The 15,602-nt window shown below is 63.7% G+C and carries 14 protein-coding genes and 2 tRNA genes; 5 read left to right on the top strand and 11 right to left on the bottom strand.

Annotation, left to right across the window (positions count from 1 at the left end; translation table 11 throughout):
- Positions 1-98 precede the first annotated feature (98 nt).
- Both BP846_RS05305 and BP846_RS05300 read right to left on the bottom strand, forming a co-directional pair.
- Positions 99-170, bottom strand: a tRNA-Thr gene (locus tag BP846_RS05305).
- Between the two features lie 113 nt (positions 171-283).
- Positions 284-604 (bottom strand): DUF504 domain-containing protein, encoded by a 321-nt coding sequence (locus tag BP846_RS05300; protein ID WP_292393152.1) that lies wholly within the window; start codon positions 602-604, stop codon positions 284-286.
- Positions 605-788: 184 nt separating this feature from the next.
- Here BP846_RS05300 and mmp10 point away from each other — a divergent pair, with 184 nt between their 5' ends.
- Positions 789-2,015, top strand: a complete 1,227-nt coding sequence (gene mmp10, locus BP846_RS05295) for a methyl coenzyme M reductase-arginine methyltransferase Mmp10 (protein ID WP_292393150.1) — start codon at positions 789-791, stop codon at positions 2,013-2,015.
- On the opposite strand, the gene BP846_RS05290 is transcribed toward mmp10, so the two are convergent.
- From BP846_RS05290 to BP846_RS05280, 3 genes are all read right to left on the bottom strand, one after another.
- Positions 2,003-3,910, bottom strand: coding sequence for an ATP-binding protein (locus BP846_RS05290; RefSeq protein ID WP_292393148.1), 1,908 nt, complete (start codon positions 3,908-3,910; stop codon positions 2,003-2,005). The genes mmp10 and BP846_RS05290 overlap by 13 nt on opposite strands.
- A gap of 124 nt (positions 3,911-4,034) precedes the next feature.
- Complete coding sequence (locus BP846_RS05285) at positions 4,035-4,601, bottom strand: type 1 glutamine amidotransferase (RefSeq protein WP_292393145.1); 567 nt, start codon at positions 4,599-4,601, stop codon at positions 4,035-4,037.
- A complete protein-coding gene (locus BP846_RS05280; RefSeq protein ID WP_292393143.1) occupies positions 4,598-5,278 on the bottom strand; it encodes a diphthine--ammonia ligase in 681 nt (226 codons plus the stop codon). The genes BP846_RS05285 and BP846_RS05280 overlap by 4 nt, the downstream gene beginning before the upstream one ends.
- A 313-nt stretch (positions 5,279-5,591) precedes the next feature.
- Here BP846_RS05280 and BP846_RS05275 point away from each other — a divergent pair, with 313 nt between their 5' ends.
- A complete protein-coding gene (locus BP846_RS05275) occupies positions 5,592-5,783 on the top strand; it encodes a hypothetical protein (protein ID WP_292393141.1) in 192 nt (63 codons plus the stop codon).
- Between the two features lie 13 nt (positions 5,784-5,796).
- Here BP846_RS05275 and BP846_RS05270 read toward each other — a convergent pair whose 3' ends face one another.
- Together BP846_RS05270 and BP846_RS05265 are read right to left on the bottom strand one after the other, a co-directional pair.
- Entirely contained in the window at positions 5,797-6,951 is a 1,155-nt protein-coding gene (locus tag BP846_RS05270; RefSeq protein ID WP_292393139.1) for an RNA-guided endonuclease InsQ/TnpB family protein, read from the bottom strand.
- Positions 6,952-7,233: 282 nt separating this feature from the next.
- Positions 7,234-7,318: transfer RNA gene (locus BP846_RS05265), tRNA-Leu, on the bottom strand.
- 126 nt (positions 7,319-7,444) lie between these two features.
- On the opposite strand from BP846_RS05265, the gene BP846_RS05260 reads away from it, so the two are divergent.
- Positions 7,445-7,828, top strand: a complete 384-nt coding sequence (locus BP846_RS05260) for a rubredoxin (RefSeq protein ID WP_349680755.1) — start codon at positions 7,445-7,447, stop codon at positions 7,826-7,828.
- On the opposite strand, the gene BP846_RS05255 is transcribed toward BP846_RS05260, so the two are convergent.
- Genes BP846_RS05255 through kdpA form a run of 4 tightly spaced genes read right to left on the bottom strand, consistent with a single transcriptional unit; the run spans position 7,755 to position 14,015 of the window.
- Entirely contained in the window at positions 7,755-9,683 is a 1,929-nt protein-coding gene (locus BP846_RS05255) for a DUF4118 domain-containing protein (protein WP_292393137.1), read from the bottom strand. The genes BP846_RS05260 and BP846_RS05255 overlap by 74 nt on opposite strands.
- A complete protein-coding gene (kdpC, locus tag BP846_RS05250; RefSeq protein ID WP_292393134.1) occupies positions 9,680-10,252 on the bottom strand; it encodes a potassium-transporting ATPase subunit KdpC in 573 nt (190 codons plus the stop codon). The genes BP846_RS05255 and kdpC overlap by 4 nt, the downstream gene beginning before the upstream one ends.
- A 9-nt stretch (positions 10,253-10,261) precedes the next feature.
- On the bottom strand, positions 10,262-12,331 hold the full coding sequence (gene kdpB / locus BP846_RS05245) for a potassium-transporting ATPase subunit KdpB (RefSeq protein ID WP_292393132.1): 2,070 nt from the start codon (positions 12,329-12,331) through the stop codon (positions 10,262-10,264).
- A 4-nt stretch (positions 12,332-12,335) separates the two neighbouring features.
- Positions 12,336-14,015: a potassium-transporting ATPase subunit KdpA gene (gene kdpA, locus BP846_RS05240; protein ID WP_292393130.1), complete on the bottom strand. Its 1,680-nt coding sequence runs from the start codon at positions 14,013-14,015 to the stop codon at positions 12,336-12,338.
- Between the two features lie 735 nt (positions 14,016-14,750).
- Here kdpA and BP846_RS05235 point away from each other — a divergent pair.
- Together BP846_RS05235 and BP846_RS05230 are read left to right on the top strand one after the other, a co-directional pair.
- Positions 14,751-15,068, top strand: coding sequence for a nucleotidyltransferase domain-containing protein (locus tag BP846_RS05235; protein WP_349680756.1), 318 nt, complete (start codon positions 14,751-14,753; stop codon positions 15,066-15,068).
- Positions 15,069-15,087: 19 nt separating this feature from the next.
- Positions 15,088-15,225 carry a hypothetical protein gene (locus tag BP846_RS05230; protein ID WP_292393128.1) on the top strand — a complete coding sequence of 46 codons (138 nt, stop codon included), beginning with the start codon at positions 15,088-15,090 and terminating at the stop codon, positions 15,223-15,225.
- The last annotated feature ends 377 nt before the right edge of the window (positions 15,226-15,602 follow it).

The following is a 15,602-nucleotide window of genomic DNA, read 5'->3' as shown; positions in this document are numbered from 1 at the left end:
GGGGATCGCCGGACGAAGGGGCTCCGCTCCCATCCCCCAGCTTGCGTAGGGGGTCTTCCCGCTCTGCCCCTTCAACCCCGCAGAGATAAAAGAGATTAAGCCCCAGCCGTGATTTGAACACGGGACCTGCTGATTACAAGTCAGCCGCTATACCACTAAGCCACTGGGGCATACCTTATATCATAGATCGTCTGCAGTAAAAAAGATGGCGCTGGATCTCTCATAGTTCCCCGGTAGCCTCCGACCGGTCACGGCTCGCACCTCCGGTGCTCATGCTCCTGCCCTACAGCCAGTTGCGATTCTCACCGCCAGTCGCGACTCGAAATCCTTCGGGTTTCTCACACTCTGCTCCTGGCAGAGCGTCGCGCTCCCAGACAGTCTCGCCGTCGTAGAGGATGCGGCGGATCCGGTGATAGGGGATACAGGCGACATGGGTTCCGGCGTCGACCTCCAGGTACTGCGCGTCGAGCGCGAGGACCCGGTCGCCCTGCACCGTCGAGCGGTCGTTTGGGGCTCCCCGATCGACATACTCGACCGAGACCCGGGAGAAGTCATAGCCGGGGTCATGGTAGAGCCGGAGCAGCAGCCGGTGACTCGTTCGCATACCCTTCCTCCTCCCTGGCTACATCATCCCGCCGGAGCATAAGGCGTACGGTGCCCCGGCAGCCCCAACCTCGCGGACCGGCCGCAACGGCGACGCCCGTTCGGCCGGCGAACCGGCGCCGCGGGACGACGGCAGGAGCGGGTCTGCAACGTTCATAACAGAGGAGCACAGAAGTACCAACAGGATGTCGCATCTCACCGTCGATCTCGGGGGCCGGCCCGGCCTCGACTGCCGGGGATTCTGTTCGTACTGCTACTTTAAACACGTCCAGGGGACGACGTCGTTCGGCTGCAGGTACTGCCTCCCCTTTCAGAAAGGCTGCGACTACTGCACCCGGGGCGTGCGGGAGGGTTACACGGGGTTCAAGGACCTCCGGACCGTCGCCGACGAGACGCTTGCGAACCTCCAGGTGATAGGCGACGATATCGACCGGATCACCATCAGCGGCGGCGGGGATCCGAGCTGCTATCCGGAGTTCCGCGACCTCGTTGAACTGCTCGGCAGCATGGAGGCGCCGCTCCATATCGGTTATACCAGCGGCAAGGGATTCGATGACCCGACCATCGCCGATTTCCTCATCGAGAACGGTCTCTCCGAGGTCTCCTACACCGTCTTCGCCGCCGACTCCGACCTCCGGCGGCAGTGGATGCACGACCCGACGCCGGAAGCCTCGCTCGCGGTCCTCGACCGGCTCTGCGGCGCAATCGACGTTTATGCTGCCGCCGTCGTCATCCCGGGCGTCAACGACGGTGAAACCCTCGAGCAGACCTGCGCGTGGCTGGAGGAGCGGGGCGCGAAAGGGCTGATCCTGATGCGGTTTGCAAACCGGACGGATCAGGGGCTCATCCTCGGCAACGCGCCGCTTATCGAGGGACAGGAGGTCCAGACCGTCGACGAGTTCCGCGACATCGTCACCGACCTCAACCAGCGGTTCTCGATGAAGATCAGCGGAACCCCGCTCGGGGACCCCACGATCGGGTCGCCGTTTGCAATCCTCCACGAGCCCGACCTCTTGAAGAAGCTCCCCCGGGTCAGGAAACGTGCGACGGTGATCACCGGGAGCGTCGCGGCACCCTTCATCCAACGGATCCTCTCTATCCGCGGCTACCGTTCAAGGGTCGTCAGGGTCAGAAAAGAGATAGCCTGTCTCATCACCGGCGACGACCTCGCCGGGGTAAACCCAAAGAGGCTCGAGGATGTCGTGATCATCCCCGGCCGGGCGTTTGTCCATGATGCCGAGGCCCGGGCAATCCTCTCCGCCGACGGCGTCGACCGCGACGTGGTGCGCGGCCCCGAGATGCTGACGGCCGATGCGGAGATGAGTATGGGCATGACCCGGACAGAGGTGCTCGAGAAGGAGATGGAAGGGTTCGCGGCCCTGATCAACACGATCAACCGCTACGGCCGCTGACCGCTCTCCTCCCCCGGAGGCCACGCCGGGAGCGTGAACCGGAAGGCAGCGCCCGATTCCGGATAACCCGGCACCCGGTCGTCGACCCGTATCCGGCCCCCATAGCGCTCTATCAGAATGCGCGTGATGTAGAGGCCGAGCCCTTTGCCGCTCTTCGTTCCACTTTTCCTGAACTTCTCAAATACCCGGGGTTTCTCGGCGTCCGGTATCCCCGGGCCGGTATCCTCGACCGAGACCAGAACGGCCCACTCCTCCTCCCGGGCGACGATCCGGACCGAGACACCGGGGCCGCCGAACTTGACGGCGTTGCCGATGAGGTTTATGAAGACTTCGGCGAGGAGGTCGTCGGCGGCGACCAACCGGCCCTGCGGCACGTAGCAGATATCGGCGTCCGGAAAGAGGCAGATGACGCTTCTCATGACGTGGTCGAGGTTCACCGGCCCGGACACAGGCGCCTCTTCTGCGATCCGCCGTATCGCCGAGACGTTCCCGATGATCTCGGCACTCTGCCTGACGGCGGCCGCGAGCTTCCGGGCAAGGCCCTTATCCGGCCCGGAGAGTGTCTCGGCAAGGAGCATCGCGTAGCCGATGGCGGCGGTGTTTGCGTTGTTGATGTCGTGCGTCATGAGATCCAGGTAGAAGTTCGCCTGCTCGTGGAGCCGCATCCGCTCGACGGCGCCCCCGATCTCCCGGCCGATGGAGGTGAGCAGTTCACGCTCGTCTTGTGAGAAGACGTGCACATCCCGGCTGACCAGGTTGACGGCGCCGATAACCCGGTCCCCGGCGATGATGGGGATGCTCGCAAACGCCTGGATTCCTGCCCCGGCATCCTGCGGGCAACAGCGGGGGTAATCCTCCACAAGGTGTGCCATACCCCGCCCGAGAACCGCATCGTACGGCGGGGCGTTCAGGTCGACGATCCGCCGCCGGAGCGAGTTCTCGTCCGGGAGCCCGATCTCGGCGACAAGATCCGCCCTCGACCGGCCGGGGTCGATCAGGTATACCCCGCCTCCTTCAAAACCAAGGAGTTCCATGGTCTTCTCAAGCACGCCTGCCAGCAGTTCGTCCATGCCCGTCGATGCTGTTGCGGCCCTGACCACCTGGTTGATGATGTAAAAATGAGCGTTCCTGCGCCCGGGCTTCTCCTCAGCGAGTCGCCGCCCGAGATCCATGACATCGACGGCCACACCCAGACACCCGGCGCTTCCGCCGGCGACCGGGGATGTGACGAACCTGACGTCGACCGCATCACCATCGGAACGCTGGAGCCGGAGCTCGGCCTCCTCCCGCCCGCCCTGCCCCCACCGCCCGATCAGGGCCTTCGCCCGCGGAACGTCAGCGGGATCAACGAAGGAGAGGAAGGAGGTTCCCGGCATCTCGCCCTCGGCGTAGCCGAGGATCTCCGCCATCCGGGCGCTGGCAAAGACTGTGGTACCTCCCCGGTCGACCACCAGAACCCCCTCGTGCAGACTCCCGGTGATCTCGCGCCACACATCCTCCACTCTTTTGAGCGCCACCTCCGCACGCTTCAGCGCGAGAGCGTGCCGGATGGTGCAGACCAGGAGTTCGGGGGTGATCCCCTCCCGGACCAGGTAATCGTCTGCACCGTGCCAGAGCGCCCTGACCTCCGCATCGAGGTCGTCACGCGAGACAAGGAGGATGACCGGAACACCGGGCGCTTCGTCGCTCAGCCGCGCCACCTCCGCAGGTTCGTGGCCGCCAGGGTCGAGCAGGATAAGGTCGAACGGCTCTCGCCGGAGAGCGTCGAGACCTTCGGCAAACTGCCGGTGCGAGACCGCCTCAGCCGGGAACCCGGCCTCCCGGAGCATCTCCTTGACCAGGGGGGCATCGCCCGGGTTCCCGGTGATGACAAGCAGCCTGAACGGGTCGGGCACCCCTTCACACCCCCGCCGGCAGGGTCCGGATACGGCGTAGCTTCAACTTCATCCTCGTGCGAGGTGCACCAGGATGCGTCCGGAGCACCTCTACCCCCTTAACCAAGGGTTCCGGGGATAAGTGTTACTGAGCGGTCTCCACCAGCCGGAGGAACTGCTCGATGGCCCACTCGTTCCTGACCTCCGGGTGGAAGAGGAGGCCGTAGAGCGGGAGCGAGGGGTGCCGGATAGCCTGGACGCACCGGTCCGAGACGGCGAGAGGTATGAACCCCTCAGGAACCCGGACAGCGGATTCATGCAGTTCGTACGCTCTAAATCCCTCCCTCCCGGCGAAGAGGGGGTCGGGCGCGAGCACCTGGACGTCGATCATACCTATCTCGTAGCATGGCTCGGTGCCGCCCCCGAAGGCCGCCGCGAGGGCCCGCATGCCGGAAGATATGCCGAGCACCGGGCGCTCGAATGCAAGAAGCCACCGGAACATCTCGGGGTGCTCTGTAAACCCGGTGTCCTTCAATGCCGTCCCGCAGAGGATCACCGCGTCCGCGGCCTCGATCTCCGGTGCGCCGGCAGCGATGTAGTGACGGACGGCGAACTCTGCTCCGGCCTCCCGGAGAATTCGTTCGACCGGCCCGACGAACTCGGCACGGGAGAGGGAGTCATTCCGGTAGCAGAGGTCGATGACCAGGATCATTTTTCCACCAGCCCCGCACGCTCGATCCGGAGGATACCGTTGTAGTTCCGGTAAGTCCTTGATGCCTCCTCGATCACGATCCGCCGGGAGAAGAAGGGGGCGTCGACGACGAACGTCTCAAACTCCCCTCCTTCGCCGGTGAGGGTGATCTGGTATTTTTGGGCGGCATCCCGGAGTTCGTCGAGGGCGCGACGGTCGATCTCCCTCCCTAGCCAGGATGCGTCGAAAGGGCAGGAGAAGACACCCGCGATGATGACCCGGAACCTGGAGTTGATGAGTTCCTCCATGTAGGCCTCCTGGTCCGCGTGCCAGAGCGGGTTGAAGCACCAGAGGTCCAGCTCACGGCAGATCCGCTGGACCCGTGTCGCCTGGTAGACCGAGAGGATCGCCCCGGTGACGACCCCCTCGATCCCGAACTGTTCCCTGGCCTGGAGGAGAGCCCGCGCGAGATCCAGGAGTTCTGCCTCCTTCTCGCCTGCCGTCTCCACCTCCACGAGGGGGAGCCCCGCCGCCTCGGCCTGCAGTGCGGCGAGGCGGATGTTCGGGGTGTGGAACATGTAACTCTCCGGGTTTTGGGAGACGACTGTTATCAGGCAGGCTACCTCCTCCTGCTGCATCGCCTTCCAGCAGGCGAAGAGGGAGTCTTTCCCGCCGGAGAAGAGCACGCCGAGTCTCATGATTGTTCCTATGTTCTTCTTCCCTGGGCACAATAACCCCTGCGGCGCGGTGCCGGCACACCGGCCGGAGTAAGGGATCAAGAACCCGGGCACCCCCGGAACACAGGCATGCGCATTTCGTGGACATGCGCCCGGTGGCCGTGGACATGCGCCCAGTGGCAGGATCGGGATGGAATGAGCGAAAAAAGGGTGCGGCGCCTCGTTTCAGGCAATACGTGACTGCCTGGTACCGTTGCCGGAGGAGGATCAGGATTATATGGTGTCAAATCTTCACTCCGTGTGAGCGCCCGGAGCGTATCAGGAGGTATGAATTATGGCAGATGATAGCCGGCATCCGGAAGAACAGATTGGAGTGGTGGTTGATCGCGTCCTGGTGAACTACCGGGGAGATCCCGAGTCGCGGGATCGGGTCGCTCACGTCATCCAGGAGTGGGCCGAGGAGCACCCGGACGAGTGGGAAGAGTTGCAGATACGCTGCCAGCGGCGCCATGAAGCGCTGGCTTGACACTCTCCCCGGGCTAAAGCCTGGAGATTCTTGCTTCGTTGACCGGAACTTGCACCGCCGGGCTTGGCGGTGTAGTGGTTCTGATCTCCACAAGCGTAGATTCGGGTGTGCCCCACCCTACGGCTGCTCGTTTGAGAATATTCTGCGCGGCGTTCAGATCTCGCGGGACAGTGTATCCGCAGACCGGACAACAATGGGTCCGCTGCGCGAGATCCTTCTTTTCGCGGTGCCCGCAGAGGAAACAGTCCTGGGTCGTGTAGGCCGGATCGACCAGATGCACATACGTACCAGCATTCGCAGCTTTGTAGCGGATGAACTCCCGGGCCTTATACCACGCGGCATCGAGAATAGATCTGGATCTGCCGCGGAGTTTCGCATCCAGCGACTCAACCATCGGCCTGATGTTCAGGTGTTCCAGGGCGATGTGATCATATCGATCAACATAGTACCGGCTCCACTTGTGCAGGAAGTCGTTCCTCCGGTTCTCCACCTGCTCGTGGATCCGGGCAACCCTGACCCGCTGCTTGCGGCGGTTCCTGCTGCCTTTCACGGCCCGCGATAATTTCTTCTGAGCCCGGCGAAGCCGCTTCGCAGTTTTCCTGACGTTGTGCGGGTGCTCGAAGACCACTCCATCAGTATCGGTGGAGAAGTTCTCCAGGTTCAGGTCGATCCCGACTGCTCGAGTGCCAGCAGTCGGCTCCGGGGCATCAGAGGTCTCGGAGATGATCGCCACGAACCATTTGTGGGCCGGGGTGTGCTTGATCACGATCTGCTTGATCCGTCCGGGCACCGGGCGGCTGAGTTCGATCGGCAGCTCTCCGATCTTGCTCAACCAGAGGCGGTTGCCCGTGAGCTTGAACCCGGTCTGCTCGTAGATCATCGAATGAACCCACTTCTTCCGGAGCTTGCCGACCTTTCTTCCCGTAGCCTTCAGTCTCTTGAGAGCGTGGAGGTTGTGGGCGATCTGCTGGACGACATTCTGCAGCACCTTGCTGTGGACTTCCTTCAGCTCAGGAAACTCTTCTTTCAGCTTCGGGAGGCAGGAGTCGCGATACACCTTGTTCTCAAGACACCAGTTCCGGACAAAGGTACACCTCACAAACCCGGTGAACAGCCGCTGTTCAACGGCGTGAGAGGGGTAGATCCGGTATCTGGTGACGTGCCTCATTGCAGGCTCTATGGATCCATAGGCGGTCACCAGGCTATAAGGTCTCCCGTGCGGGGTGAAAGTGTTCTGCCCAGGGGGTGCAATTCATCCCCACGGCTCAAGCCGGGGGCTTGCTTGCACCCCTTGACACCATTCTGTAAGTTCCCCGAACCGGACACATCATCTCTTCTTTCTGCCTCGAGATTGGCCGCGGGTTCTCTGCCGGCGCTGCTCTGCGTTGCAGGGGGCGCGCCCTGCCCGGGGGTGGATGCTGTAGACTCTACAAAAATCCTGGAAAATGAGTGCGAGGGGAGCGATTCGAACGCTCGAACTCCTACGAGACAAGGCCCTCAACCTTGCGCCTTTGACCTGGCTTGGCAACCCTCGCCCGGATATGAGGAAATTACACCTCTGTGCATGAACAGAGATGGAAGATGCATCGGTTGCGCTTTCGCACCCCGCTTACCTCATTTAATCTGTCGTCATACATGAAATACCTTTGCGCGGTGCTGCAATGAGGGAGGTCGTGGGCTCCGGTCGGGGGAGACTCTCTCCGGTCCTTCCACGTTCCCTGGAACCCCAGGATCAGCAGGGGCCGAGGTCGTTCCGGGTCATGGCTGAGAGAGCCGGCCGCTACCTCTGCGTGGCCCGCGGGCACATCTACGAACCGGAGCGGGGAGAGCCCAAACGGGGCATAGCCGCCGGGACCGCGTTCAGAGACCTGCCTGATAACTATATGCCCTGTCTGCGGCGCCTATGCCGGGGTGGGGAAACAGGCCTTCATCGCCATCGATTAACGTATCACCCCTTTTTTCTGTACACGGTCAGCCCATTCGCTCCAGGGCCAGCGCCGCAAGGAGCGCCATCGTCTGGAAGACCTCTTTATTCTCCGGGGTGAGCACCCCCTCAGGGTCGTCGAAGGCGAACGCCATGATGCCGAAGATGGGCCTGTGCGCCCTGACGGGGACGTAGTGTCCCGTCCCGGAGGGGAGGTTATCGGTTCCCCGGCCAGCAGCCTCGCCGTTGTCGTAGGCCCACTGGGCGATCGACCGCTCCTTTGTGGGGAGAGGGTAGGCAGCATCGCCTGCCTGGACATGCAGCCCGGCGGGGCCGGGCACGAGCACCGCAGACGAGCCGGGTTCAAACCCCTGCATGTGGCGGGCAAGGGTATCGAAGACATCCTGCCTTGTTGCGGCCCGGGCAAGGTCACGAGAGAGCCCGGCGACCGCCTCAACCTCAGCCTCGCTCTCCCTGATCCGGGGGAGGGTGCGACGGAGCCGGTAAGCGAGTCTGCTGACCACGAGAGCGATGACGACATAACCGGCAAACGCGGCAAAGTAGCCCCAGTCCTCTATCGTCAGGGAGTAGTAAGGCTTGACGAAGATGAGGTCGAATGCAAGGATGCTTGCGATGGCTGCAAACAGGGCGGCCCCCCGCCGGAAGAAGAGCGCGGTCACCACAACGGGCAGGAGCTGGATGACCAGGAGGAACTCCGGCTGGATAACCCCCCGGAGGAGGACGCTCGCACCCCAGGCGGCGGCTATCAGGACGAGGCTTGCGGCGTAGTCCCAGGAGAGGAGGTGCGGGACCTGCCAGCGGATGGGGATACGCGCAAGGTCACCTTTGGGCTCATAGAGGAAGATATCGATGCCCCGGGACCGCCGCAGCATTCTGTAGACCGGGGAGAAGAGGATATCGACCCCCCTGGGCTTTCCGAGCATGATCATGGTGACATTGTTCCGCCGGGCATAGCGGAGGATCTCGTCGGCGGCATCCTCGCCGCGAAGACGAACGATCCGGCCCCCGAGCCTCCGTCCGGCCTCCAGAGCCGCCGTGAGCCAGGCGCGCTCCTTGAGCGTGAGCGGGCGATCGCTCCCCACATCCACCGTGAGCACCACCCAGTCGGCGTCGAACCGGGTGGCAAGCCGGTATCCCGCCCGCACCATCTGCCCGGCCGTCGGGCCCGGCCGGATCCCGACCAGGAGTCGTTCTGCTGCCGGCCAGGGGCCCGGGATAGCGCGGGCCCGCATATGGCCGATCATCTGCTGGTCGGTGGCGGTCGCCACATAGCGCAGGGTAAGTTGTCGGAGAGCGAGAAGGTTTCCGGTGCTGAAGAACCGGTTTATGGCCGCTTCGGCCATATTCCTGACGTAGACCTTCCCTGCCCTGAGGCGGAGCCGCAGTTCCTCCGGGGTGACGTCGACGAGCCGGATCTCATCGGCGCCGGAGAGAAACGTATCCGGCACGGTCTCCAGAACCCGGATGCCGGTGATCTGGGCGACGGCATCGTTCTGGCTCTCGATATGCTGGATGTTGACGGTCGTATAGACCGATATGCCGGCACGGAGGAGTTCCTCGATATCCTCGTAGCGCTTGACGTGGCGGCTCCCCGGCGCGTTGGTGTGGGCGAGTTCGTCGACGAGGGCGACCTCCGGGTGCCGCCTGATGATGGCATCAAGGTCCATCTCCCGGAGGTCGAGGCCCTGGTAGCCGATGATTGCTGGAGGAACAACCTCAAGCCGCGCGGCGAGGGCCTCGGTCTCCGGCCGGCCGTGCGTCTCCACGTAGCCGATGACGATATCGACCCCCTCTCCCCGCCGCTGGAGGGCGTCCTGGAGCATCGTATAGGTCTTCCCCACACCGGCTGCGTAGCCGAGGTAGATCATCAGCCGCCCTCTCCCCTCCTCCGAACCGCGGGCGATGGCGAGCAGATCCTCGGGCAGGGGCCGCCCTTCCTCTTCACCGGCCTTCATGCATCCTCTCCTTCCATGCGGTCCAGCGCCCGGTTAAGCGAGAGGACATTGACGTACGTCCCTACAAACGGCGAATCGACGGCCTCAGCCATGACGAGCGCCCGGACCTCATCTTTTGGGAGACCGCGCGCCTTTGCAACCGCCGGGACCTGCACCAGCGCCGCGTCAAGGCTGATATGCGGGTCAAGCCCGCTCCCTGACGTCATGACCAGGTCGGCAGGGATCAGGCCGGCCACGCCGGCCTCCCTGAGCGCCTGCACTCTTCCTGTAACCTGCTCGAGGAGGACGGGGTTCGTCGGTCCCAGGTTTGACCCGCCTGAGTGCGAGGCGTTGTATGCGGTCAGCGGCGTCGCCGACGGGCGGCCCTGGAAGTAGAACGGTGCGGTGAAGTTCTGGCCGATGAGCACCGACCCGATAATCCGGCCGTCGTCGCCGGTAACAAGGCTCCCGTGTGCCTGGAAGGGGAAAACGGCCCCGGCGATGAGCGTCACCGCGAGAGGGTAGGCGACCCCCGTGACGGTCGCAAGCAGGGCAAAGAGGAGTATGGCGCGCCTGAGAGGTTCTTTCATCGTTTTCTCCTATATCGGCAGGATGCCGGAGATCACGAGGTCGATCACCTTGATGCCGATGAACGGCGCGACGACGCCCCCGAGGCCGAAGATGGTCAGGTTGTAGGCGAAGAGTTGCGATGCCGGCATCGGCCTGAACCGGACCCCGGCGAGTGCGAGCGGGATCAGGAGCGGTATGACCAGCGCGTTGAAGATGACTGCCGAGAGGATGGCCGACCCGGGCGTTGCCAGGCCCATGATGTTCAGGACCGCAAGGCGCGGGTAGACCCCGGCGAGCGCGGCGGGGATGATGGCAAAGTACTTGGCGATATCGTTTGCTATCGAGAAGGTGGTCAGGGCGCCCCGGGTCATCAGGATCTCCTTGCCGACCTCGACGATATCCAGGAGTTTCGTCGGGTCGCTGTCCAGGTCGATGATGTTGGCCGCTTCCCGGGCCGGCTGGGTGCCGCTGTTCATCGCAACCGCCACGTCCGCCTGGGCCAGGGCGGGTGCGTCGTTGGTCCCGTCGCCGGTCATGGCAACCATGTAGCCCTCGTCCTGGTAGCCGCGGATCAGCCGGAGTTTGTCGTCCGGCTTCGCCTCGGCCAGGTAGTCGTCCACGCCTGCTTCTGCCGCGATAGCAGCGGCGGTGAGCGGATTGTCGCCGGTGATCATCACCGTCCGGATGCCGATCCGGCGCAGGTCGGAGAACCGCTCCCGGATCCCGGTCTTCAGTATATCCTTGAGGAATATGACGCCGAGGATCGTCGGGCCGCGGGCTACAACCAGCGGCGTGCCGCCCGCCGATGCGATCCCGGTCACCTTCGCCGCGAGATCCGGGGGCGGGGCCCCGCTGCGATCCCGGACCGCCTTCACTATCGCGTCGGTAGCGCCCTTCAGGTAGGTCGTTCCGTGGCACTCCGCGCCGCTCACCCGGGTTGCAGCCGAGAAGGGGATGAACTTCGTCCCGGGAGGACAGGTGATGGTAGTCCCGGTCTTCTCCCGGACGAGGGCGACGATACTCCTCCCCTCCGGTGTCTCGTCGGCGGCAGAGGAGAGGAGAGCGGCTTCCATCAGGTCGGCCCGGGCCTGCCCCTCCACCGGGACGAACTCGGTCGCCTGCCGGTTGCCGAGGGTGATCGTCCCGGTCTTGTCGAGGAGCAGGACGTTCACGTCGCCTGCGGCCTCGATTGCCCTTCCTGAAAGGGCGACGACGTTGTGCTGGAAAAGCCGGTCCATCCCCGCGATACCGATCGCCGGCAGCAGTGCCGCGATGGTCGTGGGGGCGAGGCAGACGAAGAGTGCGACGAGCACCACGAGGCCGACGGGGGCGCCCGTGCCGCTTGCGGCCGCGCTGTAGGCGGAGGCCGGATAGATGTTCGCGACGGCCAGAAGAAAGACGGCGGTCAGGGAGAGGAGCAGGATATCGAGCGCGACCTCGTTGGGGGTCTTGCGCCGCTCTGCCCCCTCGACCATGGCGATCATGCGATCGAGGAACGTCTGCCCGGGCTCGGCGGTGATCCTGACGATGATCTCGTTTGCGATCACTGTGGTCCCCCCGGTCACGGCGCTCCGGTCGCCGCCCGATTCGCGCACCACCGGGGCGGACTCCCCGGTTATGGCCGCTTCGTTGACCAGGGCGGCGCCCTTCACCACCTCGCCGTCGCCCGGGACGACCTCGCCTGTCCGCACCAGGACGAGGTCGCCGGGCCTGAGGTCAGAGGACGGCACCTCGACAGTCGGGGCGCCGAACGCCTCTTCCCGGAGTTTGTGGGCGGGCACACCGCCCCTCGACTCCCGGAGCGACGCAGCCCGCGCCTTCCCCCGGCCTTCTGAGAGCGACTCGGCGAAGTTCGCGAAGAGCACAGTCAGCCAGAGCCAGAGCGAGACCATGCCGGGGAAGAAGACTCCTCCGGCGGTCGGGGCGGCGAGCCCGGCGAGGGCGATCAGGGTTGTTATAATGCCGCCGATCTCGACGAGGAGCATCACCGGATTTCCGACCAGTTTCCGGGGGTCCAGTCTCAGCATGGCACCGATGAGGGCCCCACGGATCAGGTCCGGCTCGAAGGCAGCGATGCGGGGATACCGTTTCCGGGCCATCGGCTCACACCCCGCCCACCATCAGCAGGTATTCTGCAACGGGTCCCATCGCCAGGAGCGGAAAGAACGTGAGCCCGCCGACGAGCAGGATGATAAGGGTCGTCCAGGCCACAAACGCCGGGGAGGCGGTGGAGAGCGTCCCCGGCCCGGGAGGAATGGCCTTCTTCTCTGCCATCGATCCCGCGAGGACCAGCATGGCGATGGCCGGGGCGAACCTCCCGACGGCCATCGCGAGCGCGCCGGCGATCACGTAGAAGGGACCGGTGGCGTCAAGCCCGGCAAAAGCGCTCCCGTTGTTGTTGGACATGGATGCGAAGGCGTAGACCACCTCCGAGAGCCCGTGCGGGCCCGGGTTTCCCATCGCCCAGGGCAGGGCGAGCGTGATGCCGGAGAGGAGGAGCACGAGCACACCCGGGACGAGGACGGTGACAACCGCCATCTGCATCTCCGCAGCCTCGATCTTCTTGCCGAGGAACTCAGGGGTCCGCCCGATCATCAGCCCGGCGATGAAGACGGCGACCACCACGAAACCGGTGACGGTGTAGAACCCCGAACCTACCCCGCCGAAGACGACCTCGCCGAGGAGGATCAGGAGCATAGGGACCATACCTCCAAGCGGGGTGAGCGAGTCGTGCATGGCATCGACTGCGCCGCAGGACGTCGCGGTCGTCGATGTGGCAAAGAGCGCCGTGCCCAGAAGGCCAAACCGGACCTCTTTGCCCTCCATGGAGATCCCCGAAACACCGAGTTCGCCCATCAGCGGGTTTCCGGCGAGTTCCGCAGCGTAAAGGCCGCCGAAGGCTGCGACGTAGATCGTGAGCATAACGGCATAGATGGCCCATCCCTGCCGCATGGCCCCGGTCATCCGGCCGAAGACGAAGGGGAGGGCGGCGGGAACGAGCAGGATCAGGAAGGCCTCGATGAGGTTGCTGATGGCGGTTGGGTTCTCGTAGGGGTGCGCGGAGTTGGCGGCGAAGAACCCGCCGCCGTTTGTGCCGAGGAGTTTTATCGCCTCCTGAGAGGCGACCGGCCCCATGGCGATCGTCTGCGGCCCGGCTGTGACGGACGCGTCCAGATTCTGGATGACCCCCTGGGAGGCGAGCAGGAGGGCGGCGGTGAGGGCGAGCGGGAGCAGTATGTAGAGGACAGAGCGGGTCATATCCACCCAGAAGTTCCCTATCCGGTCGGTCGACTGGCTGGTGAGCCCCCGCATCACCGCGATCGCAATGCAGATCCCGGTGGCGGCCGAGAGGAAGTTCTGGACGGTGAACCCCGCCATCTGGGAGAGGTAACTCGCCGAGACCTCTCCGCTGTAGACCTGCCAGTTCGTGTTGGTGACGAAACTGACGGCGGCGTTCACCGCAGTCAGGGGATCGAATGCGCCAACACCCCCAGGGTTGAGCGGGAGGGCGCCCTGCAGGAGGAGGAGAGCAAAGAGGACGACAAATCCGATGCCGTTGAAGATGAGCAGGTCCCGGGTGTAGCCCCGCCATCCCTCCTCCTCTTCGGGGGTGGTCCCGATGAACCGGTAGACAGTCCGCTCGATCGCGCCGGGAAGGCCCGCGGATACACCCCCGGAGAAGACCCGGTGGATGTAACTGCTGAGGAGGAGCGCCGCCCCGGTGACGAGGAGGAGAAAGAGGGCGGCGGCTGCGGCATCCATGAGGGGATCGGGGTGCGTCACGGCTCGTCACCCCGGGTGGCAGGGCTCTTCGTTGAGGGGCTACGGAGCATTGGATCTCTCCCGGTGCTGATTGTGGCGGATAGCACGGCCTCCCTATAAAAAGGCTTTTCTGGGAGAGAAAGCCCGTTGTGAGAGGGGTGCCCGGCTGGTGCCGGTGGCAAATAAGACAGGCCGGAAGGCCCTCCGTCGAGGGGGAGTATCCTGGACTGAAAGCGGTGTCGGGCAATCAGCAGGAGCGAGCGACTGCAATCTCCCGGGCAAGGATCTGGTGCCCTACGAACCACTCAAAAACCTCCGGAGCATATAATACAATGAATTGCCGTTCAATACGCTGAACGGTTGCCAGGCAAGAGGTATGGTCCGGCGGTTGCATGGAAGGGGTGGGCCCCTTCTGCGCAGGATCGGGGACGTTGGATGGGCAAGGCTCAAGAACCGCCGGAGACGGCATCACAATCATGGGAGCGGGTGGCTCTGTCCCAGCGCCCTTGTGTTTCCGATCCGGAAACATTCTCTTCAGAGGCAGAAACAACATGGGAAAACCGGTGTTAACCGAACTCTTCAGGACCGAGGAAAGGATATGCATCCTCCGGTATGTTGCCGGGGCAACCGGGACCTCAAAACCTCTTGTCTCACGCTACCTGCGCCTGCTTGTCAAAGGCGGTTTCTGTACGCAACATGACCGGGCATACACCTGGAGCGAGAACGCCCGAAGTCTGGCAGTGAAACGCCTGCTACATCGACCTCCTTGCGGCCGGGGTTCCGCTCCCGGAATGGGCCCGGGGGATAGGTATCTACGGGAGCTATGCGGAGGGGGCGAACACGGCCGGCAGTGACCTCGACCTCCGGGTGCTCGTTGATGAGTATACGCCCGATCTTGAGGTCCATGCGGCAAGGGTCGGGAGAAGGGCAGGTGCGGTGGTCGGGACTGAGGCAAACCTGCTCATTCTCACCCCGGAGAGACTGTCTGACCTGAAAGAGACCGATCAGCCGTTTTACATCAGCCTCGTCCGGTCGAGTCTAACTCTTGGGGGTGCACCCATTGACAACGCTTGAGAATTGCTTTAGAGAGAAGATGCTTCGCAGGGTCACGTCTTCTGCGGAGAAAGCCAGAGAATCGTTGAGCCTCGCCCAATCTTATCTTGACGAGGCGCGGCAGGTAGCCGGGCTCGGTGCAAGAAGAATAAGCCTGATCGGGGTGTATATGGCATGATCCCACGCTGCCCGTGCAGTGCTCTTCCGCGACGGTGTCCGCGAGAAGAGTCACCATTGCATCGAGTTGTATCTCAACCACTATGTGCAGTCAGGGGGCCTCGAAGAGGAGTGGGCGTGATGTTCGGCAGGATACGAGCACAGCGCCATGAGGGTCAGTATACCTGCCCTTCGCGGACGATGGCCTTCAGGATATCAATTGTCACCTGCTTTCCCCTGCATTCCTCATTTAATACACCAACCTTATCAAAATTGTTAATCCTGGTGTACTTGATGGTGATTTCACTCCCCGCTCATGTGCAGAACCGCGATCGTACCGGATCTCTCCTGGATCGGGAAAACGAGAAGTTTCTATCCTGAACTCCCGCGGAAATTAGG

The sequence above is a fragment of the Methanoculleus sp. UBA303 genome (assembly GCA_002501655.1).
GTDB lineage: Archaea > Halobacteriota > Methanomicrobia > Methanomicrobiales > Methanoculleaceae > Methanoculleus.
This window is presented reverse-complemented; position numbering and strand designations above follow the sequence as displayed.